Raw genomic sequence first — 21358 nt, forward strand, 5'->3', positions numbered from 1 at the left:
CCGGATGTTTCCGGGATGTGTACAGCATGTTGCGCGCGCACGGACCCGGGGTGAGCCCTTTCTCCCGGTTGACCTCAGCGAATGCCGTTCGGGTTCGATGAAAGTTTCAGATCCGGGGCCGCGGTGCCCGTCCGGGAGGGGAGCCCTCCCCCCTGCGGACGCGGTGCCGGCGGCTCCGGGACGCGCGGGCCGTACCCCGGGCCGGACGGCCGGCGGAGCGGGAAGTCCGTCAGCCGGTACCACCCCGCGAAGTCCCCGTGGACGATCAGGTTCCCGGCCCGGCGGGGATGCCCGCCGTGGCCCACGAGCCTGATCGCCGGGTACGGCGGGCCGCCCCGGCGTCCGGCGCCGCGGGCGGGGACGGGCTTGCGGCTCCACCGGGCGGAGGTCACCCCGAAGACCACCACGGTGCCGTCCTGCCGGGTGACCGCCACCGCGTCGTTCCGCCTGACCGCGGGCAGCCGGGCGAACACCGCGGGCCCGCCCCGGCCGCCGAGGCGCCCGGAGACGACCGCCCGTCCGGGCTCCCCCGGCGCGGGCCCCGCGCGCTCCCAGCGGACCGGTCCGGTCCGCCAGAGGGGCGGCGCGCCGGGCGGGTCCTCCGGCAGCAGGCCGCCCTCGACGAGCGGGGCCGCCACCCCCGCACGCGGCACCGCGATCGCCACCGGCGCGGACCTGCGGGGCCTGCCGGGCAGCGGGGCCGGCCAGCCCCGCCGCCCCGGTCCGGACCGCGTTCCCGCCGCCCCGGCCGCCGACGGGCCGCCCGGCGCCACCACCGGGAAGGAGGGGGCCGGGCCGGGACCGGCCTCCCGCAGGCCCCGCTCCCGGCAGCTCACGGCCGCCAGCAGGATCCCGAGCACCACCGCCCAGGCCGGCACGGTCGAACGACTCTGCGCACTCGTCGGCCGTGTCACATCTGTTCCGTTCCCGCCGGATACGATCTTGCTGACTCCGGCTACATACCCGGGGCCGCGAGCCGCGCCCGCCAAACGGGATCAAAATCCCGGCGGCCTTTCCCCCATGCGTCGGAACCGGGTGGCCCCGTGTCAGGCCGTCCGGCCCCGGCGCGGGTGGCGGGACCGCCCGGCCTCCCGCAGGGGCGCCGCACGGACCGCCGTCACAGGTGCGCGGCGGCCATGGCGGCGCCGACGATCCCCGCCTCGTTGCGCAGCGCCGCCGGGACCACCCGGGTCCGCACGCTCACCTTCGGCAGGAACTTCTCGGACTTCTTGCTGACGCCGCCGCCGATGACGATCAGCGAGGGGGAGAACAGCATCTCGACGTGGCGGAGGTACTCCTCGACCCGCTCGGCCCACTCGTCCCAGCTCAGATCGTGCCGCTCCCGGGCGCTGTCGGAGGCCCGCCGCTCGGCGTCCTTGCCGCGGATCTCCAGATGGCCCAGCTCGGTGTTGGGCACCAGCCGGCCGTCGACGAACAGGGCGCTGCCGATCCCGGTGCCGAAGGTCAGCATCAGCACGACCCCCGCCTCGCCCTTGGCCGCGCCGATCTCCACCTCGGCGAGCCCGGCCGCGTCGGCGTCGTTGAGCACCGTCACCGGCCGCCCGGCCGCCGCCGAGAACAGCCCGCACGCGTCCGCGCCCACCCACCGGGGGTCCACGTTGGCCGCCGTCATGGTGATCCCGTTCAGCACCACACCGGGGAAGGTGACCCCGATCGGCCCGGTCCAGCCGAAGTGCCGGACGATCTGCCCGACCACCCCGGTGACCTCCTCGGGTCCGGCCGGGTCGGGGGTGGGGATCCGCAGCCGCTCCTCGGTCAGCTCCCCCTTCTCCAGGTCCACCGGGGCGCCCTTGATCCCCGACCCGCCGATGTCGATTCCCAGTGCTCGCATGGCATCCTCCTCGGTGCGCCCCCTACCCCTGACCGGGGGAGGCAAAATTCGCGTGACGGCCGGGTTTCCCGCCGTCCTTCAGGCGAGCCGTCCCTCAGGCGAGCTGCGCGCCCTGGAGCCCGGCGTAGACGCCGCGCAGCCGCATCAGCTCCGCGTGGGCGCCGATCTCCTCGATCCGCCCGTCGCGCATCACCACGATGCGGTCGGCGCCCCTGACCGTCGAGAGGCGGTGGGCGACGACGAACACCGTACGGCCGGCCACCAGGCGGGCGAGCGCCTCCTGCACGAGCGCCTCGGAGCGGGCGTCCAGGGCCGAGGTCGCCTCGTCCAGGATCAGCACGCGCGGGTCCCGGATGAGCGCGCGGGCGATGGCCAGGCGCTGCTTCTGCCCGCCCGACAGGCGGGCGCCGCGCTCCCCCACCACCGTGTCGAGCCCGCCGGGCAGCCGGTCGATGAACTCCAGGGCGTTGGCGTCCCGCAGCGCCTGCCGCACCCGCTCCTCGCAGACCCCGGACAGGCCGTAGGTGACGTTCTCCCGGATGCTGCCCTCGAACAGGATGGACTCCTGCGGCACGACCGACAGGAACCGGCGGTAGCTGCGCAGGTCGATCTCCTCCATGTCGCGGCCGTCGAGCAGGATCCGCCCGGAGGTCGGCCGCAGGTAGCCGATGACGAGGCTGAGCACGGTGGACTTGCCCGCCCCGGACGGCCCGACCAGCGCGATCGTCTCGCCGGGGGCGACCTTCAGCGTGAAGCCGTCGACGGCGGGGGCCTCGGCCGCTCCGGCGCTCCCGTCCGTACCGCCGTCGCCGCCGCGCCCGCCGTAGGCGAAGCCGACGTCGCGGAACTCCACCTCGCCGCGGACGGAGTCCACGGCGGCCTTGCCGGAGTTGTGCTCCAGGTCGGGCGCCTGGAGCACCTCGCCGACCGAGCGCACCGACGCCAGGCCCTTGCTGATCACCGGGGTCAGGCTGAGCAGCGCGGTGACCGCCGAGGTCAGGGTGGCGAAGAAGGTGCTCAGCATGAACACGTCCCCCGCCGTGATCGGGATGAGCCGGTGGTAGGCGACCAGCGCCGAGCCCGCCAGCACGGCGGCGCCGAGCGCGTTGAGCAGGATCCAGGCCAGTGCGCCGAAGCTGCCGTTGAGCAGGTCGAGCCGGAGACCCTTGCGCAGCACCCTGGTCAGCGTGCCGTCGACCCGGTGCAGGGCGTCCTGCTCCAGGCCGTGCGCGCGGGTGATCGGGATCAGCGTGGTCATCTCGCCGACCCGGGCCGACAGGCTCTCGACCTCGCGGCGGAAGCTCTCGTTGTCCTCGCGCAGGCGGGTGCGGAGCCTCATGACCAGGAGCGCGGCGGCGGGCACGACCAGCAGGAAGACCGGGAGCGCGGCGGGCACCTGGACGGCGATCACCACCAGGCCGCCGGCCAGCATGGTCAGCGCCGACAGCCCCATGTCGCTCGCCTGCTGGGCGGCCTGCTCGATGCTCTCGACGTCCCGGATGACCTTGGTCTGCAGCACGGCGGCACTGACCCGGGAGTGGTAGCCGATGGACAGCTGCTGCATCCGGCGGCAGAGCGCCGAGCGCAGGTCCGTGCCCACCCGCCGGATCGCGCCGTGCAGGCAGCGCACGTAGAGCAGGTGCAGCGGGTAGTTGAGCAGCAGCAGGGCCAGCAGCACCGCCGTGTTGGCCCACAGCTGGGCGAGCGGGCGCTGGTAGACCACCACGTTCACGATGTTCGCGGTGATCAGCGGCAGGATCCAGACCGGGCTGTGCTTGACCAGGAAGGCCAGGACCGCGACGGCCAGCCTGAGGCGGTCCTCCTTGAACAGGTAGGCGAGCGTGCGGACGGGATGTTCGCCCCGGTAGCGATGATCGAGAGCGCCGACCACGAATCCCCCAAACAAGGATAGATCTCTACCCACATCCTCTCCTGCCCCGGTTCCGTCCGAAGGCCCGCCCCCGCCTCCCCGTCCGCCCCGGCTCCCGTGCGGTCCGCCCCCGCCTCCCCGTCCGCCCCGGCTCCCGTGCGGACCGGTCCCGGCTTCCCCGTACGGCCCGGCCCCTGCCGGTGACGGTCCCGCGCCGCCGGCCGGGGCCGGAGATCAGACGGTGTACGGCCGGGCCGCCCGCGCCTCCCGCAGGGCCGTCCCCCACCAGATGAGCTGGTCCAGCATGACCTTGGCGGCGCCGTCGACGCCCGCCCGGTCGAGCGGCTCGCCCTCCCCGTCGAACCGGGCCCGCACCCGGTGGAAGCTCACCGTGTCGCGGAGGGTGACCACGTGGAGCTCGGCCAGGACGAGGCGGAGCTGCTCCACGGCGCGCAGGCCGCCGGACTGCCCGCCGTAGGAGACGAACGCGGCGGGCTTGGCGGCCCACTCCCGGCGGACCGCGTCGATCGCCAGCTTCAGGACCGCCGGGTAGGCGTGGTTGTGCTCCGGCATGACCATCACGAAGCCGTCGGCGGCGCCGATCCGGGCGGCCAGTCCGCGGGCCTGCGGCGTCCCGGTGCCGGCGCGCGGGGCCGAGGGCGCGGGCAGCGGCGTCCGGCCGAGGTCCACGACGTCCGGCCGCAGGTCGTCCCGGCGCCCGACCTGACCGAGGAACCACCGGAGCACGTCGGCCCCGGACCGGCTCTCCGGATCGGCGGCGCTGATCACGGCGATGTCGAGCATGGTGCCTCCCGGCTGTGCGGCGTTCCCGGGGACAGCCTGCAACCTCGACCTTGGTGGAGGTCAACCCGGACGCGCGCCGGGACGGCTACCGCTCGGCGATCCGCCCGGAGTCGGCGTGCAGGTGGCGGGTGGTGTGCACGGCGTCGAGCATCCGGCGGTCGTGGGTGACCAGCAGGAGCGTGCCCGGGTAGGAGGCCAGCGCCGACTCCAGCTGCTCGATGGCGGGCAGGTCCAGGTGGTTGGTCGGCTCGTCGAGGACGAGCAGGTTCACCCCGCGGGCCTGGAGCAGCGCGAGCGCGGCCCGGGTCCGCTCCCCCGGCGACAGCGTGGCGGCCGGGCGGAGCACGTGGTCGGCGCGCAGGCCGTACTTGGCCAGCAGCGTCCGCGCCTCGGCCGGCGCCATGTCCCCCGAGGCGTCCCCGGCCGCCGCGCCGAAGGCGTCCAGCAGCGGTTCGTCCCCGAGGAAGAGCCCGCGCGCCTGGTCCACCTCGCCGACGACCACGCCGGGCCCGAGGGAGGAGTGGCCCTCGTCCAGGGGGAGCCGGCCGAGCAGCGCGGCGAGCAGCGTGGACTTGCCCGAGCCGTTGGCGCCGGTGACCGCCACCCGTTCGGCCCAGCCGATCTGGAGGTCCACCGGGCCGAGGGTGAACGCGCCGCGCCGCACGACGGCCCCGCGCAGCGTCGCGACGACCGCGCCCGCCCGGGGCGCCACGGCGATCTCCATCCGCAGCTCCCACTCCTTGCGGGGCTCTTCGACCACCTCCAGCCGCTCGATCAGCCGCTCGGTCTGGCGAGCCTTGGCGGCCTGCTTCTCGGTCGTCTCGACGCGGGCGTTGCGGCCGATCTTGTCGTTGTCGCTCATCTTGCGCCGTGCGTTCCTGACGCCCTTCTCCATCCAGTTGCGCTGGGTCAGGGCGCGGGCCTTGAGGTCGGCGACCGTCCCGGCGTACTCCTCGTACTGCTCGCGGGCGTGCCGACGGGCGACCTCGCGTTCGGCGAGGTAGGCCTCGTAGCCGCCGCCGTAGGCGCGCACCAGCCGCTGGGCGAGATCGAGCTCGACGATCCGGTCGGCGGTCCTGGCCAGGAACTCGCGGTCGTGGCTGACCAGGACCGTCCCGGCCCGCAGTCCGGTGACGAAGCGCTCCAGGCGCTCCAGGCCGTCCAGGTCGAGGTCGTTGGTGGGCTCGTCGAGCAGGAAGACGTCGTAGCGGCTGAGCAGCAGGGAGGCCATGCCCGCGCGGGCGGCCTGCCCGCCCGACAGCGCCGTCATCGGACGGTCGAGCTCCACCGCGAGGCCGAGGTCGGCGACGACCGCCTCGGCCCGCTCCTCCAGGTCGGCGCCGCCCAGGGCGAGCCACCGCTCCAGGGACGCGGCGTACGCGTCGTCGGCGCCGGGGCGGCTCTCGACCAGGCCCTCGGTGGCGGCGTCCAGCGCGCGCTGGGCGTCGGCCACCCCGGTCCGCCTGGCCAGGAAGCCCGCGACCGTCTCGCCCTCCCGGCGCTCGCGCTCCTGGGGCAGGTAGCCGACCGTCGCGGTGGGCGGGCTGAGCCGTACCGAGCCCTCCTCGGGCGGGAGCAGGCCCGCCAGGATGCGCATCAGGGTGGACTTCCCGGCGCCGTTCACCCCGACCAGGCCGACGACGTCGCCGGGGGCGACGACCAGGTCGAGGCCGGAGAAGAGGGCACGGTCACCGTGTCCGGCGGCGAGGTCCTTGACGACGACGGTGGCGCTCATGGGGGAACGCTATCCGCCCCCGGCGCGTCGGCCGAATCGATTTCCGGGGGTTCGCCATCCGTATTCCCGGCAAATCGGACAGCCAACGGATTTTTTTCCGCGGTACGGCCCGGCGCCGCACGATGTGATCGACCTGCGGGCACGCGACCGAATCGTGATGAGAAAGATACTTTGCCCCGTTGTGGTGATGGCGTTGAACCCGCGGCCCCGGCATACCCGTGTGTTAACCGGGTGGAGGCGATAACCCCGAGCATCGTCTCCACGGCAACGGGGAAAGGACCGAAAATGTTCAAGAAGATCGCTGCAGGTGCTCTCGCCACGGCGGCGAGCGCCTCTCTCGTCGTCACCATGGGCGCCGGCACGGCCTCCGCCACGGCGGCCGACCTCAGCGTGAACATCAGCGAGGTCAGCCCGAATCCCGTCGTGGTCCGGGGCGACCGGGACGTGAAGGTCACCATCGAGATCCGCACCACCGAGGCGGAGAAGGTGGAGCTCCGGCTCCGGCCGGACACCGACGCGCCCCACACCCTCAAGGCGAAGGAGCCCGAGCTCGTCCGCGAGGGCGAGCTGTGGCGCTTCGTCACCACCTTCGACAAGTCCGACCACCGCGGTCGCTGGATCGCGGTCGCCGACGCCTACGGCAAGGACGGCAAGAAGCTGACCGACACGGCGGGCTTCACCGTCAAGTACGTCGAGCGCTGGAGGAGGGCCGACACCCGCCTGGTGGGCTTCAACGCCTCTCCGGAGCCGGTCCGCAAGGGCCGTTCGGTCTACTTCTCGGGCCGCCTGGAGGCCCGCGACCGCTGGGAGTGGAACGGCGTGCGCCACGAGGAGGTGGAGATCTACTTCCGCGCCGACCGCTCCAGCGCCTGGAAGTACGTGACCTCCGCCGACACCCGCTGGGACGGCGAGTTCCGGGCCAAGGCCCGGGCGGTCCGCAGCGGTGAGTTCCGCGCCGTGTTCGACGGCGACCGCAGGCTCGACGACAGCTCCAGCCGCCCCGACTGGGTCAAGGTCAAGCGCTGGCACCGCTGACCGGCGGAGCGGCCCCGGTCCCGGTGACCGGATCCCGCCGCAGGAGCCGGTGACCGGATCGGAGCACCGCCGCAGGAGCCGGTGACCGGTTCCGCCGAACCGCGAGAGGGCCCGGGGCGACCCGGGCCCTCTCCGCGCTTCTCCGCGTTCTCCGGCGTTCTCGGGCGCCCCGTCCGTCCCCGTCCCCCGCGTCACGGCCGTCACGCCCGCCACCTCCGTCACCCCGGTTGACGCTCTCCGTGGCGGGCAGTGGAGCGGCATACGCCGCAGAGGGGAGAGCCACACGATGACGACCGGTGACTTCTACGACTACCGCGACCTCCTCGACGAGGACGAGAGGGAGGTCGTGCAGCGGGTCCGGGAGTTCATGGCCGACCAGGTCGCGCCGATCGCCGACGAGGCCTGGACCACCGCCCGGTTCCCGCACCACCTGATCCCGGAGTTCGCCAAGCTGGACGTCGCGGGCCTGCCGTACCGGGGGGCGCGGAGCCTGCTGACCGGGTTCGTGGTGCTGGAGATGAACCGGGTCGACCCGTCGATGGGGACGTTCTTCGGCGTGCACAACGGGCTGGCGATGGGGAGCGTCGACCGGCTGGGGTCGGAGGAGCAGCGCGAGCGGTGGCTGCCGCCGATGGCCGCGATGGAGAAGATCGGCGCCTTCGCCCTGACCGAGCCCGACGGCGGCTCCGACGTGGCCGCGGGGCTGCGCACGACCGCCCGGCGCGAGGGCGACACCTGGGTGCTCAACGGCGCCAAGCGGTGGATCGGCAACGCGACCTTCGCCGACCTGGTGGTGGTGTGGGCCAAGGACGAGGCCGACGGCCAGGTCAAGGGCTTCGTGGTCGAGAAGGGCACTCCGGGCTTCACCGCCACCAGGATCGAGAACAAGATCGCGCTGCGGACCGTGCAGAACGCCGACATCACGCTGACCAACTGCCTGGTCCCGGAGACGAACCGGCTACAGGGCGCGAACGGCTTCCGCGACACCGCCGCCATCCTCCGCCAGACCCGGGGCGGCGTCGCCTGGCAGGCGGTGGGCTGCATGATGGGCGCCTACGAGACGGCGCTGGCCTACGCCCGGGAGCGCGAGCAGTTCGGCCGGCCGATCGCCGGCTTCCAGCTCGTGCAGGACCTGCTGGTGCGCATGCTCGGCAACGTCACCTGCTCGCTCGGCATGGTGGTACGGCTGGCGCAGCTCCAGGACGCGGGGGTCTACAAGGACGAGCACTCGGCGATGGCCAAGGCCTTCTGCACGGTCCGGATGCGCGAGGCCGTGGGCTGGGGCCGCGAGATCATGGGCGGCAACGGGATCGTCCTCGACTACGGCATGGGACGGTTCGTGGCGGACGCGGAGGCGATCTACTCCTACGAGGGGACGCGCGAGATCAACAGCCTGATCGTGGGCCGCGCGATCACCGGGACCGGGGCCTTCGTCTGACCCCTCAAGCCGGTCGCGCGTGGCGAGCGCGGCCTCGACGCCGACCCGCATGTCGGTGCCCCCGCCTCCGGCGAGGACGACCTTCCCGGGTCCGTCAGGGCCTCCTTCCCCGGGTCGGCCACCCGGCACCTCAGCCGCCCCCGTCCGGCCCGGGTTCGGGTCGAGGAACGGGGCCCGGTCGTGGCCGCCCCCGCAGCTCAGCCGCAGCCCGGCGGCGTGCCGTACGTCCCACAGGTGCCGCGCCGCCGCCCAGTCCCGCGAGAGCCCGGACCGCGGCCCGTCCCGCGTCCGCCCGTCCGGCGTCCGCCCGTCCGGCGTCCGCCCGTCGTGCCGGACATCCGCTCCCCGCCGACACCGCGCACGATCGGGTCGTACACCCGGACGGCCCCGTCGACGACGTCCAGCGGCGGGCGGAACCCCGCCTCCCGCTGCGCCGTCTTGGCCGGGTGCGGCCGCTCGTCGGTCACCCAGCCGGTGTCGACGCTGTTCATGTGGATGCCCGAGGCCGCGTAGTCGGCGGCGGCCGTCCGGGTCAGCATGTTCAACGACGCCTTGGCCATGTTCGTGTGCGGGTGCCGGACGGTCTTGTTCCGCCGGGAGAAGCTGCCCTCCATCGCCGAGACCTGCACGACGTACCGGTCGGGGAAGGGCGAGGCCTCCAGCAGCCCGCGCAGGCGCGAGATGAGCAGAAAGGGGGCGAAGGCGTTGATCACCTGCGCCTCCAGCCACTCGGCGGGGTCCACCTCGTGCAGGCGCAGGTTCCAGCTGTTGCGCTCGCGCAGGTCCAGCGGCTGGCCGGTCTCGTCCGTGCGGCCGGCGGGGAAGAGCGCCTCCAGACCGGCCTCCCGCTCCGCCGTGCCGTCCGCCGCGGCCGGGTCGGAGAGGAGGGCCGGGCGCGGCTGCGCGGCGGGGCTCCCCGGTGGGAGGGCGGGCATCGCGGGCTGCTGGACCGGGGCTGCCCGCCCCCGGCGTCCGCCACCTCGACCCTCGCGGCAGCCCCCGTCAGCGGACCGCTCTCAGCCGCGCGGACCTCCCGGTGGTAGGCGGCCGGCCGGCGGATCGTCTGGGCGGCGTTGTCGACCAGGATGTCGAGGTGCGGGAACCGCCGGTGGACCGCGCCGAGCAGGCCCGCCACCCCGGGCAGGTCGAGCAGGTCGACGCCGTGCACGTGCAGGCGCTCCAGCCAGTCTCCGGAGTCCCGGACGGCGGCGAACCGGCGTCCTCCTGCCCGCAGCCGGGGCGCGACGACCTCCGCGCCACGGCCTCGCCGCCCGACAGCGTAGCGAACGATCGCGGCGCTCCGATCACCGCTCGGAACGCGCGTCCAGCGGACGCGCGGACGGCTTGGACGCGATCAGGGCCGTCCGGCCCGCGCGGTCAGGAGGACGGCCCCATCTCCTCCGGCTCGGGGGTCCGGGACTCTTCCTCGCCGTCCTCTCCCGGCGGGGAGGGTTCGACCGGGTCCGCCGGGATCGGCCGGTCGGGGAAGTCGGTGTCGGCTCCCGAGCGGGCCGCGACGGTCCGGCTCTCGCCCACCGCCGCGTCCGGCGCGGCGGGCGGCCCGTCTCCGCCCTCCTGCGGCGGCCCGCCGGCCGCGTCCGGCTGCGGGGGTTCCGTGGAGGGGTTCTCTGCGGGATCGTGTTCGTCGCTCATGCCGGCCCTCTCCCCCGCGCAGGGGACATCATGCCCTCCGGCCGGTCTGGGGCCCCGGGCGCTCCGGACCCGGGCCATCGGGCGCTCCGGACCCGGGCCATCGGGTCCGACGGGAACCCCGGGCGCCTCAGTCGGGCACGGCCTCGTGTCCCGGACGGCCGCGCGTACGGCGGCGCTCCTTCATCTCCGCCTCGTAGAGGTGGCGGCGGCCCCCCGCCAGCTCGTTCCTGATCCGCTCCTCCAGCTCGCGGAAGCACCGGTGGTAACCGTCGTCGTAGTCCTCGACGATCTGGAAGGTCCACCGGCCCTCGATCACGTTGCGCCCGACGATCTCGGCGGCGACCTCCTCGGCCTGGCGGTCGTGCCCGGCGGCGCGCAGCAGCTCCACCGCCTCGTCGAGCATCAGGTCGGCGTGGCCGGTGAGCTGGTGGAAGGTGTACAGGTGCCCGCGCGCCCGCTCGGTCGTCTCCAGCGCCTCGGACAGCTTGCCCAGCGCCTCGACGGTGGCGTCGTCCAGCCCTTCGGGCCGGCGGTGTGCGGAATCGGGACGGTCGTCGCTCATGGGGCGCCGTTACCCCCGGCGGCCGGGGGTATGCCCCGGAGCGCGCCGGGGATCCGCCGCCCGGGCCGGCGCCGTCCTCCGCCCGCCCGGATCGATCGTGCGGCGATCGAACGGTGGTCGGGCGGACGGACCACGCCGGCCGGGGATCAGCGCGAGGTGGCCTCGATGAGCTTGCGGCGCTGCTGGGCGCCGAGCCCGCCCAGGCGGCGGGCCTCGTCCACGTCGGCCTGCGCCATCAGCTGGGCCGCCTTCACCGTGCCCACACCGGGCAGGGCGCGCAGCGCCTGGGACACCTTGATGCGCTTGGCGATCTCGTCGTCCCGGTCGAGCAGCTGCTTGAAGGTGACCGTCCCGGACTTGACGTCGGCCAGCAGCTTGGCGCGGGCCGCCCTGGTCTCGGCGGCCTTGACAAGGGCGGCCTGGCGCTGTTCGGGGGTGAGGGTGGGGAGAGCCACGTTTTTCTCCTTCATCGTCGTGGTTTGACCATTCTGCTACCCACGACGATCAGGGTATTCATCCTTCTTCTCCCGGCAAGCGCCCCGACCCCCGCGGCGGCGGCGAGGGCCAGGACGCCCAACGCGGTCGGACGCCACGGCCAGGCGGGTCCGGCCAGCTCCAGGTGGCCCGCCGGATACTCGGCGAACTTGGCGGTGGCGCGGGCCGTGGCCAGGTCGGCGCGGGCGGCCAGATCCCGCAGCACCCCGTCGAACCCGGACTCCCCGGCCGCCCTCCCCCGGTGCGGCAGCTCCACCTCCAGGCCGCGCCCGGCCGCCCAGGCGGTCAGCGCCGGGCCGGCCTCGTCCGCGTGCCGGGCGCCCGGCACGACCAGCCGGTCCACCGGGGCGGTCCCCGGCCCCGCGGGCTCGGCGAGCAGGAGCATGCCGTGCCGGGTCCTGACCACCGGCCCGGCGGCGACCGGGATCGCCCGCGCGGCGAAGGACGTGCCGGAGTAGACCTCGAAGGCCGCGGCCGCGTCGATCTCGCCGACCCCCTCGGCCAGCCCGACGCCGACGGACGGGCGCCCCCACGGGAAGGCCGCGTTGAGCCCGTACGGCAGGTCGGCCGGGACCAGTCCGTTGACCGGGATCTCCAGTGGGCCGCCCACCGACCAGCCGGGGTAGGCCGCCTCCCGGCCGATCCGCTCGGCCTCCGCGGTCCCGGCCAGCTGCTCGACCAGCCGGAGGGCGCCCACGATGCCCGAGGTCACCCCGGCGGTGGTGGTGACGGGGCCGTCCTGGACATAGCGCAGCCCCCGGACCCAGCGCACCTGCGGGTCGGAGTCCTGGAGCGCGTCGATCCGCTGCCAGAACGAGGTCGCGCGGCGTCCGTCGAGCACGCCGGCCGCGGCCAGCAGGTCCGACCCGGCGCACACGCCCAGGATCCGGGCGCCCCGCGCGGCCCGCCGGGCCACCCACGCGCGCAGCGGCGCCTCCGCCTCCCCGCGCGGCTCGGCCACCGCGGGCACCACGACCACGTCCGGCTCGGGGACGGCGCGGGCGTCCACCTCGGCGAAGGTGCGGTCGGGCAGCGCGTGCAGCCCGCCGGAGAGCGCCACCGGCTCCCGGCGGGCCGCGACGGTGTACACCGCGAAGCGCTCCGAACGGGCGAACACCTCGTACGGCGCCAGAGCGTCCCCGGTGACCGAACCGGTCGCGCCGAGCACCACGGCGACGACCGTGCGCCCCTCCGGGACCGGCGCCGCCGGGGGCCACCCCTGCGCTGGGACGGTCCGCGGGGCGGACGGGAAGCTCTCCCGCATCGTGACCGCCACCCCGGCGGCGCAGGCCCCGGCCAGGACCGCGGCGGCCAGCCCGGCGCCGAGCAGTATCCGGGGCGCCCTGCGGGCCAGGGCGCGGAGCGGGGCGCGAGGGGACGGGGGCACGGGTGATGAGGACATGGCGGATCTCCTGGGCGACAGAGGACGGAAGAGGCTCAGCGGGCGGCGGGCGGTGCGCCCGGCGGGCCGGGCCGCCGGGACGCCGAGGGCGGCATGCCGTACCGGGCGGTGAAGAGCCGGCGGAAGTGGCGCGCGTCCCGGAAGCCGCACCGCGCGGACACCGCCTCGACGGTCAGGCCGGTCTCGGCGAGCAGTCGTGCGGCGAGTTCCAGTCGGAGCCGCTGCCGGTACTCCAGAGGGGTGATCCCGACCGTGGCGGTGAAGGCCCGGCTCAGCCCGCGCGGCGACAGGTTCGCCACGGCGGCGAGCTCGGCGAGGGTGTGCGGGCTGTCGAGGTGCTGCGCCAGGTGGTCCTGCACCCGGTGGACCGCCGGGTGCAGGTGCGCCCGGTGCTGCAGGAAGGCGCTGACCTGGGGGTCCGTTCCGGAGCGGCGCAGGTAGACCACGAGCTGGCGGGCGACGGCCGCCGCGAGCGCCGGCCCGTGGTCGCGCTCGACCAGCGACAGCGCCAGGTCGAGCCCGGTGGAGATGCCCGCGCTGGTGCTCACCGGCCCGTCGTGGACGTAGAGCACCGCCTCCTGCACCCGGGCGGCCGGGTAGCGCTCGCGCATCACCTCGATCAGCGACCAGTGCGTGGTGCACCGGCGGCCGTCCAGCAGCCCGGCCTCGCCGAGCGCCGCCGCCCCGCTGCAGACCGAGGCGAGCCGGGCCCCCGCGCGGTGGGCGGCCCGCAGCCAGTCCGCCACCCCCGGGGGGACCAGCGGCCGCCCCGGTCCGGGCTCCCGCAGGCGGTGCCCGGGCACCAGCACCAGGTCGTGCGGCCCGACCTCGGCCAGCGGCGCGAGCCCGGTGAACCGCAGCCCCTGCGCCGACTCCGCCTCCGGCGTCTGCGCGACGTACTCCACCCGGTACGGCGCACCCAGGTGGGCCGCCGCGTCGAACACCTGGACCGGCCCGCCCAGGTCGAGCAGGTTCACCTCCGGCAGCACCAGGACGACCACCCGGCCGCCGCGCGTCACGTCGCTCACGGTTCCCACGCTAGGCCCGCCCGGCCCTCCGCGGCAGGGCAGGACGGGCCCGGCACCGGACGGATCAGGCACCCGGGTGTACGGCGGGACGCCCCGGGTAGAGGACATTCCATTACAGAAAGCATCGAGGTGGTAGCAGATGGTACTGGTCAGTCGAGACGACGTCCGCACGCTGCTGGACTCCCCCGACCCCGGCGCGACGCTGGTGCTCGTCGAGGGCAGGTGCGCGGTCCTGCCGGAGGACCGAGCCGAGGGGCTCGTGATCGCCAGCCGGCGCGATCTGGCGTCCGAGCTCGACGGCGCCGACCGGAGCGACCGGGAGCTCGACCGGCTGGCGGGCCGGTTGGACGGCATCGCCCGCGACCTCGGCGCGTGAACGGCCGCGGAGGGCCGTCGGGCCGGTCCCGCCCGATCGAGCCGTCATGACCCGTCCGAAGTCGCCCTGGCCCGCCCGAGACCGACCGGGTGCACCCGAGACCGACCGGGTGCACCTGAGGCCGCCTGAGGTCGCCGGAAAACCGCGGGGAACGTCCTGGATCACGGAAATCGGGGGTGCACACGATGCCTGGCTTCGACGCGTCCGCCTACGGACGCAGGATCGCCGACATCTACGACGACGTCACCGAGGACCTGCCCACGGAGCTCGCGGTGGACCGCCTCCACGAGCTCGCCGAGGGCGGGCGCGTCCTGGAGTTCGGCATCGGCACCGGCCGGCTGGCGCTGCCGCTGGCCGCGCGAGGGGTGTCCGTCGCCGGCGTCGACGCCTCCGCGGAGATGCTGGAGGTGCTGCGGGCCAAGCCGGGAGGCGACCGCGTCCCGGTGACCGTGGGCGACTTCTCGACGGCGCGGGTCGACGGCCGGTTCAGCCTGGTCGTGCTGGCCTTCAACACGGTCTTCGCCCTCCCCTCGCAGGACGCCCAGGTCGCCTGCTTCCGCAACGCCGCCGCGCACCTGCGGCCCGGCGGCCGGTTCGTCGTCGAGGCGTGGGTGCCGGACCCGGGGGCGTTCCGCGGCCGCTCGGCGGTCCGGCTGCTCTCGCTCGCCGAGGACCGGGTCATGCTGGAGGCCGCGCGGTTGTTCCCCGCCGACCAGACGATGCGCACCACCAAGATCAGTCTGTCCTCCGGCGAGGTGCGGCTCCTGCCCGCCAACCACCGCTACGCCTGGCCCGCCGAACTCGACCTGATGGCCCGCATGGCCGGGATGGAGCGCGAGCACCGCTGGTCCGGCTGGTCCGGTGCGGCGTTCACCGACGACAGCCCGGCCCACGTGTCGGTCTACCACCGGTGGACCGTTCCCGGAGCGTCTCCGAACCGGTCCTGAAACCGCGTCCCCGAGCCGGCCTGAACCGCCGCCGACCGGCCCCGTCGTCCGTTCCCCCGCCCCCGTCGTCCGTCGTCCGTCGTCCGTCGTCCGTCCCCCCTTCGTCTGGAGTCCGTGATGCAGCTGCCCCTGCCCCGAGGTCCGATCACCGCCCGGCTCGTCGACGCGCTGGCGGCCCCGCCGCACGCCTTCGGCCTCCCGCTGCCGGACCCCGCCTGCCCGGCCCTGCGGGACGACGACCTCCAACTGGCCCTGTTCGTCTGCTACGAGCTGCACTACCGCGGCTTCGACGAGGTGGACGACGGCTGGGAGTGGAACACCTCGCTGCTGGGCCTGCGGGAGGCGCTGGAACGGCGGTTCGAGGAGGGGCTGGCCGGGGCGGTGCCCCGTCCGCCGGCCGTGCCGCCGGGGCGGTTGCGCCGGGCCATGACCGAGCTGGTGGCCGCCGCCGACGGCGACGGACCGCCGCTGGCGGCGTTCCTGCAGCACCGGGCCGATCGGGAGCAGTTCAGGGAGTTCGTCGTGCACCGGTCGGTCTACCACCTCAAGGAGGCCGACCCGCACACCTGGGCGATCCCCCGGCTGCACGGCCGGGCCAAGGCCGCCCTGGTGGAGATCCAGTCGGACGAGTACGGCTGCGGGCGGCTGGAGCGGATGCACGCCGAGCTCTTCCGGGCCACCATGCGCGGGCTGGACCTGGACGACTCCTACGGCGCCCACGTCGACCGGGTCCCGGCGATCACGCTGGCGATCGGCAACGCCATGTCGCTGTTCGGCCTGCACCGCAGGCACCGGGGGGCGCTCCTCGGCCACCTGGCGGCGTTCGAGATGACCTCCTCCACGCCCAACCTCAAATACAGCCGGGGTCTGCGGCGGCTGGGCGGCGATTCGGCCGCGCGCCGCTTCTACGACGAGCACGTGCAGGCCGACGCCGTGCACGAGCAGATCGCCCTCAACGACATGTGCGGCGGTTTCGCCGCCGACCACCCCGCGCTGACCGGGGACGTCCTGTACGGCGCCGCCTGCGCGCTGGCCCTCGACCGGCTCTTCGCCGAGCACGTCATGGGGTGCTGGCAGCGCGGCTCCACCTCGCTGCACCCGGCCGGCCTGGCCGTGGGGTCCCGGTGACCGGCCGCGGCACCGGCGGCCCCACCCTCGGCACGGACGCCGTGCACACGGGCACCGCGAGCGCGGGCACGGGCATGGGCACGGGCACCGCGAGCGCGGGCACGGGCACGGGCCTCGACTACGTGCTCCCCCTGCGCTGGGAGGACGACGCGGGCCTGGACGAGCTGACCGCCTACCTGCGCGAGCTGGCCCGGCACGCGCGCATCATCGTGGTCGACGGCTCCCCCCGCGAGCCGTTCGACCGGCACGCCCGGCGCTGGCGCGGGCTCGCCGCGCACCTGCGGCCCGACGGCGACCTCGGCTTCGCCAACGGCAAGGTCTCGGGGGTCGTCACGGGGCTGCGGCGGGCCACCGCGGAGCACGTGGTCATCGCCGACGACGACGTCCGCTACGACGCGGCGGGGCTGGCCCGGGTCCGCGCGCTGCTGGAGGAGGCCGACCTGGTCCGCCCGCAGAACCACTTCGACCCGCTGCCCTGGCACGCCCGCTGGGACACCGCCCGCACGCTGCTCAACCGCGGCCTGGGCGCCGACTACCCCGGCACGTTCGGGGTGCGCCGCTCCACCTTCGTCCGGATGGGCGGCTACGACGGGAACGTGCTCTTCGAGAACCTGGAGCTCATCCGCACGGTCCGCGCCCACGGCGGCCGCGAGGCGCGCCCTCTCGACCTCCACGTCCGCCGCCTGCCCCCCGCGGCCGGCCGGTTCTGGTCCCAGCGGGTACGGCAGGCCTACGACGACCTGGCGCAGCCCGCCCGGATGGCGTTCTTCCTCTCCGTCCTGCCCTGTCTGGCCGCCGCGCTGCTGCGCCGCCGCCACCGGGCGGCCCTGGCGGGCGCGGGACTGGCGGTGGGCCTGGCCGAGGTGGGTCGGCGGCGCGGCGGGGGCCGGCGGGTGTTCCCCTTCAGCGCCTCGCTGTTCGCCCCGGTGTGGATCCTGGAGCGGGCGGTCTGCAGCTGGCTGGCGCTGGCCGCCCGCCTCACCCGCGGCGGCGTCCCCTACGCGGGGCGGCGGCTGCGGGTGGCCGCGCACCCGGTCCGATGGATCAGGAAACGCGGTCGGACCTCGCGGGGAAGCGCTCATGCGGATCAGCGCGGTCAGACCTGCGGATCGGGTTCGCCTCCGGCCCGGAACCCGGCGGTCTTGTGCGAGCCGTCGCAGAACGGTTTGACCGCCGACAGCCCGCACCGGCACAGCGCCACCGTCGCCCTGCCCGGGTCCACCGGCCGGCCGTCCTGAGTGAGCAGGGTGAACGGCCCTCTCAGCAGGAGCGGGCCGTCCTCGCACGTGGTCACCGTGACCGTATAGTCCGTTTCATCACGCATGCTCGGCACCGTGCCCGGCAACGCCCCCCCTACTCCTCTCCGTCCTGCTCCGCCCTGCCGCTCCCGGGGCGCCGCCCGGCCGCGGGGGGGGGAGGCGGAGGACGGGGGTACGGCCCCGCCGCACCGCCCGGACGAGCGGGGGCGGGCGGGGGCGGGCGGGATCAGTGGCCGGAGGACGAGCCGTTGACGGTGAGCACGGGCTCGGGCACCTCGATGGCGGGGAACGTCCCGGTGTCGACGCCCCCGTGCTCGCTCTGCGCCGCCTCGATCAGCGCGTGCGCGCGGGGCTCCAGCTTCCACAGGGCCCGGCACTCGCGCGCGGTGGCCAGCGGCATGCCGGTCTCGTGGGCGATGTCGGAGGCCCGGGGCACGAACCGGCGCTCGATCTGCTTGTCCCAGTACTCCCGCGCCGCCCGCATCAGGGCCGCGCGCTGGGCCGGGTCGGCGGCCTGCGGGGCGGCGTCCACCGTCTCGGCGTCGTCGTCATCGTCGTCGACGAGTACGGTGGCCCGCGGTGCGGGGGCGGGCAGCGCCGGGGAGGCGGGCTCGGAGGCCCACGGCACGGGCGGGGACAGGTCGATCAGCGCGGAGGTGTTGTAGAGGGCGCCGATCTGCGACAGCAGCGCCTCCTGGCGCGCCTCGTCGACCGCCAGCCCGGTGTGCTCCACCGCCCGGTCCATCTCCCGGTCCAGCTTGGCCAGGGCCGCGCGCATCTTCCGGTCGGAGGCCCCGGCCTCGCGGAGCGCGCGGGCCTTCTTGGCGGCCAGCGCGACCCGGGTCAGCCTCCGGTGGGCGTCCACCTCGCTGGCCGTGCGGTCGCTGACCTCCGCCAGCCCGATGCGGACCAGCATGCGCTCGGGGGTGAGCCGCCAGTGGATCCGGGAGCGCCCGCTGATGCGGTGCCGCTCGATCGCCATGCCGCGCTCCCACAGCCACGCGGCGACCAGCGGGGCGGCGAGGCGGAACACGGCCTCGGCGACGCTGCGCGCGTCCATGCTGGACAGCACCGCGGTCAGGCAGGTGAGCGCCCACACGGCGACGCCGTCGATCCCCGCGGAGAAGTTCTCCCGCATGTTGCGGCGGGCCCGCACGGCGCTGGTGATGACCGCGACCTCGATGAACGCGAACAGCAGCAGCCGCAGCGGGCCGTCGAAGCCCAGCACGTCGCCGGAGAAGCGCCACATGCCCTGGGCGGACACCCCGGTGGCGATGCTGGCGGCGACGATGGTCAGCACGTCCTCCACCGGGCGGGGGGCGACGTAGCGCTGGAAGAGGCGGGTCGCGACGCGCGAGACGGCCCGGACGACGAAGTAGCCCAGGGTCAGGACGATCAGGGCGGCCACGCAGAGGACGGCCGTCGCGAGGGGGCGCTCGGACACGAAGGCGGTTATTTGATCAATGAGGGGCATCGGCCACGATCCGTGAGTATCGCTGTCCTATGGGGTATCGGGCCGATCATCCCAGAACACCGGCGGCTTTTTTGCCGAATGCATACTCATGGTTGGGACTGATGTGACGGACGGTTCCGTTTCGTCCCCGTCCGTCACATGCGCCCCGTCCCCTGCCGCGTCAGAACGGCCGGTCCGTTCTCCGTTCTCCGTTCTCCGCTGACGGGCCGGCGTCCGGAGTCAGCGGGTCACGCCGGCGCCGAGGAACCCGGCGAACAGGTTCTCCCAGAGCGGCATCACCGCGTCCGGCGCGTAGTCGCGCACGGTCTCGCGGGCCGCGGCGCCCAGGCGCCGTCGCAGCTCCTCGTCGGCGATGAGCCGGCCGATGCCCGCGGCGAGCGCGCCGACGTCACCCGGGGGGACGAGCAGCCCGTCGACCCCATCGGTCAGGACCTCCCCGGGACCGGTCGGGCAGTCGAAGGCCACGACCGGCAGCCCGTGGCCCATGGCCTCGATCATCACCATGGGCAGCCCCTCGAAGCGGGAGCTCAGCGCGTACACCGACGCCTCGGCCAGGTGGTCGGGCAGGTGGTCGCTGCGGCCCATCAGCGCGACGGTGCCGTCGAGGCCGAGCCGGGTGACGAGCCTGCGCAGTTCGGCCTTCTTCGCGCCGCTGCCGTAGATGCGCAGCCGCCAGCCGGGATGGCGCTCCGCGACCTGGGCGAAGGCCCGGATGAGCAGGTCGAAGCCCTTCTGCGCGGTGAGCCGCCCGGCCGCGACCACGAGCCGGTTCTCGTGCGTGGTCGGCCGCCGGCCGCCGAGGTCGGCGACCGCGTTGGGGATGCGCACCACCGGGGTGCCGGGCAGCAGGCGCTGGTAGTCCCGGCGGTCGGTGCCGGTGAGCACGGCGAGCGCGTCCAGCCTGCCGTAGTGGCGGGCGATCTCCGCCCGCACGGTGGCGGGGTGGGTGGCCAGGTTCATGTGCTCCTGGGCGATCCGCACCACGCCGCGCGGCCCGCGGCGGGCGGAGACGAGGTTCAGTGCGGGACGGGTGGTCACCAGGACGCCGCCGGAGACCGAGGAGACGTAGTCGATGGCGGCCTTCTCCACGCGCTCGGTGAAGTAGTGCGCGGCGAACTCCCCGCGCGGGACGATCCGGCCGCGCAGCCGCCGCCAGACCCGGCGGGCGACGGAGTCGGGCGGCGCCGCCCCGTCCCGCTGGTCCACCAGGGCGGTGAGCGCGACCCGGGGGTCGAGGGGGAACTGCGGGGTGTCGCGGCGCCGGATGACGCTGGCGATCTCGACGTCGTGCCCGGCCGCGGCCATCGCGTTCGCCTGGCTGAAGACGGTGCGGATGGTGCCGCCCATGCCGTACGCGTGCAGGAGCACGTAGTGGATCCTCATGGGTTCGGTCCTCCTCCCTCGTACGGGAGGTATCCCCAAATCCGACATATCGGTCTCAATGCCTCGGGGATCGCGTCGGGATCGGGCAGGTCGCGCCCCGGCTGCACGGTCCCGGACCGGATCTTGTCCTTCCAGTCGCCGAGGCCCTTGCCGACCACCTCCGGACGGCCGTAGGCGAGCATCCCCGGCTCCCAGCCGACGGCCAGGAAGTCGCAGATCCGGCGCGTCTGCGCCTCCGGGTCGGCGGTCAGGTCCTCGTAGCGGACGGTCAGGCCGGGCAGCGCCTTGCGCGCCCGCTGGACCGCCTTCATGTAGCGCAGGGCGTCGAGCGCGGCCTCCTCGGGCGTGCGCTTCTCCGGGCTCGCCTCGTACCAGGAGGCCGCGATGGAGGCCGGATGGCGGAGCAGGAAGACGAACCGGGCGTCGGGCCAGCAGGTGGCGATGCGCTGGAAGGCGAAGGCGTTGGCCGGGGTCTTCTCCACGATGACGGACTTGCCGCTGCGCACCAGCTCCCGGTGGAGCACCCGGTCCCAGAGCAGGTGCTCCAGGTCGGCCCGGTTGTGCCCGAGCGCGGCCATCGCCTTCTTCGACAGGGACGTGCCGAACCCCACCGTGAGGCGGCGGACGTGCAGCTCGTGGGGGGCGTGCAGCGCGGAGTGGGCGCCCAGCACGGCCCGCAGGAGGGTGGAACCCGAGCGGACGGGCGAGAGGATGAAGACGGGCGCGCGCAGCAGCCGGTCCGCCTCCGGGTCGGCGGGCGGCCGGACGAGCCCCTCCGCCGCGACGGCCGGGGTCACGACCCCGCTGGAGCCGGACGTCCCCACTCGTCTGAGCTGGAATCCGGTGAACCTGACCAGGGCCTCGTTGACGGTGCGCTGCCAGTCCATAAATCGGGAGGTTACCCACCGTTCCCGGCA

General features: G+C 74.7%; 20 protein-coding genes and 1 pseudogene. 6 read left to right on the plus strand and 15 right to left on the minus strand.

What is annotated here, in order from left to right:
* Window positions 1-74 precede the first annotated feature (74 nt).
* The 5 genes from HS045_RS00095 to HS045_RS00115 form a co-directional block, all read right to left on the minus strand.
* Window positions 75-878, minus strand: coding sequence for a class F sortase (locus HS045_RS00095; protein WP_196449138.1), 804 nt, complete (start codon window positions 876-878; stop codon window positions 75-77).
* A gap of 239 nt (window positions 879-1117) precedes the next feature.
* Window positions 1118-1852: a polyphosphate--glucose phosphotransferase gene (gene ppgK / locus HS045_RS00100; RefSeq protein ID WP_196449139.1), complete on the minus strand. Its 735-nt coding sequence runs from the start codon at window positions 1850-1852 to the stop codon at window positions 1118-1120.
* A gap of 94 nt (window positions 1853-1946) precedes the next feature.
* Entirely contained in the window at window positions 1947-3743 is a 1797-nt protein-coding gene (locus HS045_RS00105; protein ID WP_196449140.1) for an ABC transporter ATP-binding protein, read from the minus strand.
* 213 nt (window positions 3744-3956) lie between these two features.
* A complete protein-coding gene (locus HS045_RS00110; RefSeq protein WP_196449141.1) occupies window positions 3957-4526 on the minus strand; it encodes an NADPH-dependent FMN reductase in 570 nt (189 codons plus the stop codon).
* An 85-nt stretch (window positions 4527-4611) separates the two neighbouring features.
* On the minus strand, window positions 4612-6261 hold the full coding sequence (locus HS045_RS00115; RefSeq protein ID WP_196449142.1) for an ABC-F family ATP-binding cassette domain-containing protein: 1650 nt from the start codon (window positions 6259-6261) through the stop codon (window positions 4612-4614).
* A 285-nt stretch (window positions 6262-6546) separates the two neighbouring features.
* Here HS045_RS00115 and HS045_RS00120 point away from each other — a divergent pair, with 285 nt between their 5' ends.
* Together HS045_RS00120 and HS045_RS00125 are read left to right on the plus strand one after the other, a co-directional pair.
* Window positions 6547-7296, plus strand: coding sequence for a hypothetical protein (locus tag HS045_RS00120; protein WP_196449143.1), 750 nt, complete (start codon window positions 6547-6549; stop codon window positions 7294-7296).
* Window positions 7297-7582: 286 nt separating this feature from the next.
* Entirely contained in the window at window positions 7583-8734 is a 1152-nt protein-coding gene (locus tag HS045_RS00125; protein WP_196449144.1) for an acyl-CoA dehydrogenase family protein, read from the plus strand.
* Between the two features lie 197 nt (window positions 8735-8931).
* Here HS045_RS00125 and HS045_RS00130 read toward each other — a convergent pair whose 3' ends face one another.
* The 6 genes from HS045_RS00130 to HS045_RS00155 all read right to left on the minus strand — a co-directional run bounded on the left by HS045_RS00130 (window position 8932) and on the right by HS045_RS00155 (window position 13874).
* Entirely contained in the window at window positions 8932-9669 is a 738-nt protein-coding gene (locus HS045_RS00130) for an SDR family oxidoreductase (RefSeq protein WP_196449145.1), read from the minus strand.
* Between the two features lie 442 nt (window positions 9670-10111).
* Entirely contained in the window at window positions 10112-10387 is a 276-nt protein-coding gene (locus HS045_RS00135; protein WP_196449146.1) for a hypothetical protein, read from the minus strand.
* 127 nt (window positions 10388-10514) lie between these two features.
* Window positions 10515-10949, minus strand: coding sequence for a hypothetical protein (locus HS045_RS00140; protein WP_196449147.1), 435 nt, complete (start codon window positions 10947-10949; stop codon window positions 10515-10517).
* 146 nt (window positions 10950-11095) lie between these two features.
* Window positions 11096-11404: an integration host factor, actinobacterial type gene (gene mihF, locus HS045_RS00145; protein WP_196449148.1), complete on the minus strand. Its 309-nt coding sequence runs from the start codon at window positions 11402-11404 to the stop codon at window positions 11096-11098.
* 11 nt (window positions 11405-11415) lie between these two features.
* Window positions 11416-12846 (minus strand): DJ-1/PfpI family protein, encoded by a 1431-nt coding sequence (locus HS045_RS00150; protein ID WP_196449149.1) that lies wholly within the window; start codon window positions 12844-12846, stop codon window positions 11416-11418.
* Between the two features lie 35 nt (window positions 12847-12881).
* Window positions 12882-13874, minus strand: a complete 993-nt coding sequence (locus HS045_RS00155) for a helix-turn-helix domain-containing protein (protein ID WP_307827326.1) — start codon at window positions 13872-13874, stop codon at window positions 12882-12884.
* A 139-nt stretch (window positions 13875-14013) separates the two neighbouring features.
* Here HS045_RS00155 and HS045_RS00160 point away from each other — a divergent pair, with 139 nt between their 5' ends.
* The 4 genes from HS045_RS00160 to HS045_RS33980 all read left to right on the plus strand — a co-directional run bounded on the left by HS045_RS00160 (window position 14014) and on the right by HS045_RS33980 (window position 17563).
* The gene (locus HS045_RS00160; RefSeq protein WP_196449151.1) at window positions 14014-14250 is read left to right on the plus strand and encodes a hypothetical protein; all 237 of its coding nucleotides are present in this window, start codon (window positions 14014-14016) and stop codon (window positions 14248-14250) included.
* 185 nt (window positions 14251-14435) lie between these two features.
* Window positions 14436-15197 (plus strand): class I SAM-dependent methyltransferase, encoded by a 762-nt coding sequence (locus tag HS045_RS00165; RefSeq protein WP_196450961.1) that lies wholly within the window; start codon window positions 14436-14438, stop codon window positions 15195-15197.
* Between the two features lie 117 nt (window positions 15198-15314).
* Window positions 15315-16325, plus strand: coding sequence for an iron-containing redox enzyme family protein (locus HS045_RS00170; RefSeq protein ID WP_196449152.1), 1011 nt, complete (start codon window positions 15315-15317; stop codon window positions 16323-16325).
* Window positions 16322-17563: a glycosyltransferase family 2 protein gene (locus HS045_RS33980; RefSeq protein WP_307827327.1), complete on the plus strand. Its 1242-nt coding sequence runs from the start codon at window positions 16322-16324 to the stop codon at window positions 17561-17563. Before HS045_RS00170 ends, HS045_RS33980 begins: the two co-directional genes overlap by 4 nt.
* Here HS045_RS33980 and HS045_RS33985 read toward each other — a convergent pair.
* The 4 genes and pseudogenes from HS045_RS33985 to HS045_RS00190 all read right to left on the minus strand — a co-directional run.
* A pseudogene (locus HS045_RS33985) lies at window positions 17527-17649 on the minus strand (hypothetical protein); the annotation flags it as partial. The gene HS045_RS33980 and the pseudogene HS045_RS33985 overlap by 37 nt on opposite strands.
* A 161-nt stretch (window positions 17650-17810) precedes the next feature.
* Window positions 17811-19028, minus strand: a complete 1218-nt coding sequence (locus HS045_RS00180) for a hypothetical protein (RefSeq protein WP_307827328.1) — start codon at window positions 19026-19028, stop codon at window positions 17811-17813.
* 249 nt (window positions 19029-19277) lie between these two features.
* The gene (locus tag HS045_RS00185; protein WP_196449155.1) at window positions 19278-20441 is read right to left on the minus strand and encodes a glycosyltransferase family 4 protein; all 1164 of its coding nucleotides are present in this window, start codon (window positions 20439-20441) and stop codon (window positions 19278-19280) included.
* Window positions 20438-21328, minus strand: a complete 891-nt coding sequence (locus HS045_RS00190) for a sulfotransferase (RefSeq protein WP_196449156.1) — start codon at window positions 21326-21328, stop codon at window positions 20438-20440. Before HS045_RS00190 ends, HS045_RS00185 begins: the two co-directional genes overlap by 4 nt.
* Window positions 21329-21358 lie beyond the last annotated feature (30 nt).

This window comes from Planomonospora sp. ID82291, from assembly GCF_015711645.1.
GTDB lineage: Bacteria > Actinomycetota > Actinomycetes > Streptosporangiales > Streptosporangiaceae > Planomonospora.

What these genes read in the sequence shown, in the direction of transcription:
- ppgK (WP_196449139.1), bottom strand. Translation starts at nt 1,852, where the DNA reads ATGCGAGCACTGGGAATCGACATCGGCGGGTCGGGGATCAAGGGCGCC.
- HS045_RS00110 (WP_196449141.1), bottom strand. Translation starts at nt 4,526, where the DNA reads ATGCTCGACATCGCCGTGATCAGCGCCGCCGATCCGGAGAGCCGGTCC.
- HS045_RS00115 (WP_196449142.1), bottom strand. Translation starts at nt 6,261, where the DNA reads ATGAGCGCCACCGTCGTCGTCAAGGACCTCGCCGCCGGACACGGTGAC.
- HS045_RS00120 (WP_196449143.1), top strand. Translation starts at nt 6,547, where the DNA reads ATGTTCAAGAAGATCGCTGCAGGTGCTCTCGCCACGGCGGCGAGCGCC.
- HS045_RS00125 (WP_196449144.1), top strand. Translation starts at nt 7,583, where the DNA reads ATGACGACCGGTGACTTCTACGACTACCGCGACCTCCTCGACGAGGAC.
- HS045_RS00130 (WP_196449145.1), bottom strand. Translation starts at nt 9,669, where the DNA reads ATGCCCGCCCTCCCACCGGGGAGCCCCGCCGCGCAGCCGCGCCCGGCC.
- HS045_RS00135 (WP_196449146.1), bottom strand. Translation starts at nt 10,387, where the DNA reads ATGAGCGACGAACACGATCCCGCAGAGAACCCCTCCACGGAACCCCCG.
- HS045_RS00140 (WP_196449147.1), bottom strand. Translation starts at nt 10,949, where the DNA reads ATGAGCGACGACCGTCCCGATTCCGCACACCGCCGGCCCGAAGGGCTG.
- HS045_RS00150 (WP_196449149.1), bottom strand. Translation starts at nt 12,846, where the DNA reads ATGTCCTCATCACCCGTGCCCCCGTCCCCTCGCGCCCCGCTCCGCGCC.
- HS045_RS00160 (WP_196449151.1), top strand. Translation starts at nt 14,014, where the DNA reads ATGGTACTGGTCAGTCGAGACGACGTCCGCACGCTGCTGGACTCCCCC.
- HS045_RS00165 (WP_196450961.1), top strand. Translation starts at nt 14,436, where the DNA reads ATGCCTGGCTTCGACGCGTCCGCCTACGGACGCAGGATCGCCGACATC.
- HS045_RS00170 (WP_196449152.1), top strand. Translation starts at nt 15,315, where the DNA reads ATGCAGCTGCCCCTGCCCCGAGGTCCGATCACCGCCCGGCTCGTCGAC.
- HS045_RS00185 (WP_196449155.1), bottom strand. Translation starts at nt 20,441, where the DNA reads ATGAGGATCCACTACGTGCTCCTGCACGCGTACGGCATGGGCGGCACC.
- HS045_RS00190 (WP_196449156.1), bottom strand. Translation starts at nt 21,328, where the DNA reads ATGGACTGGCAGCGCACCGTCAACGAGGCCCTGGTCAGGTTCACCGGA.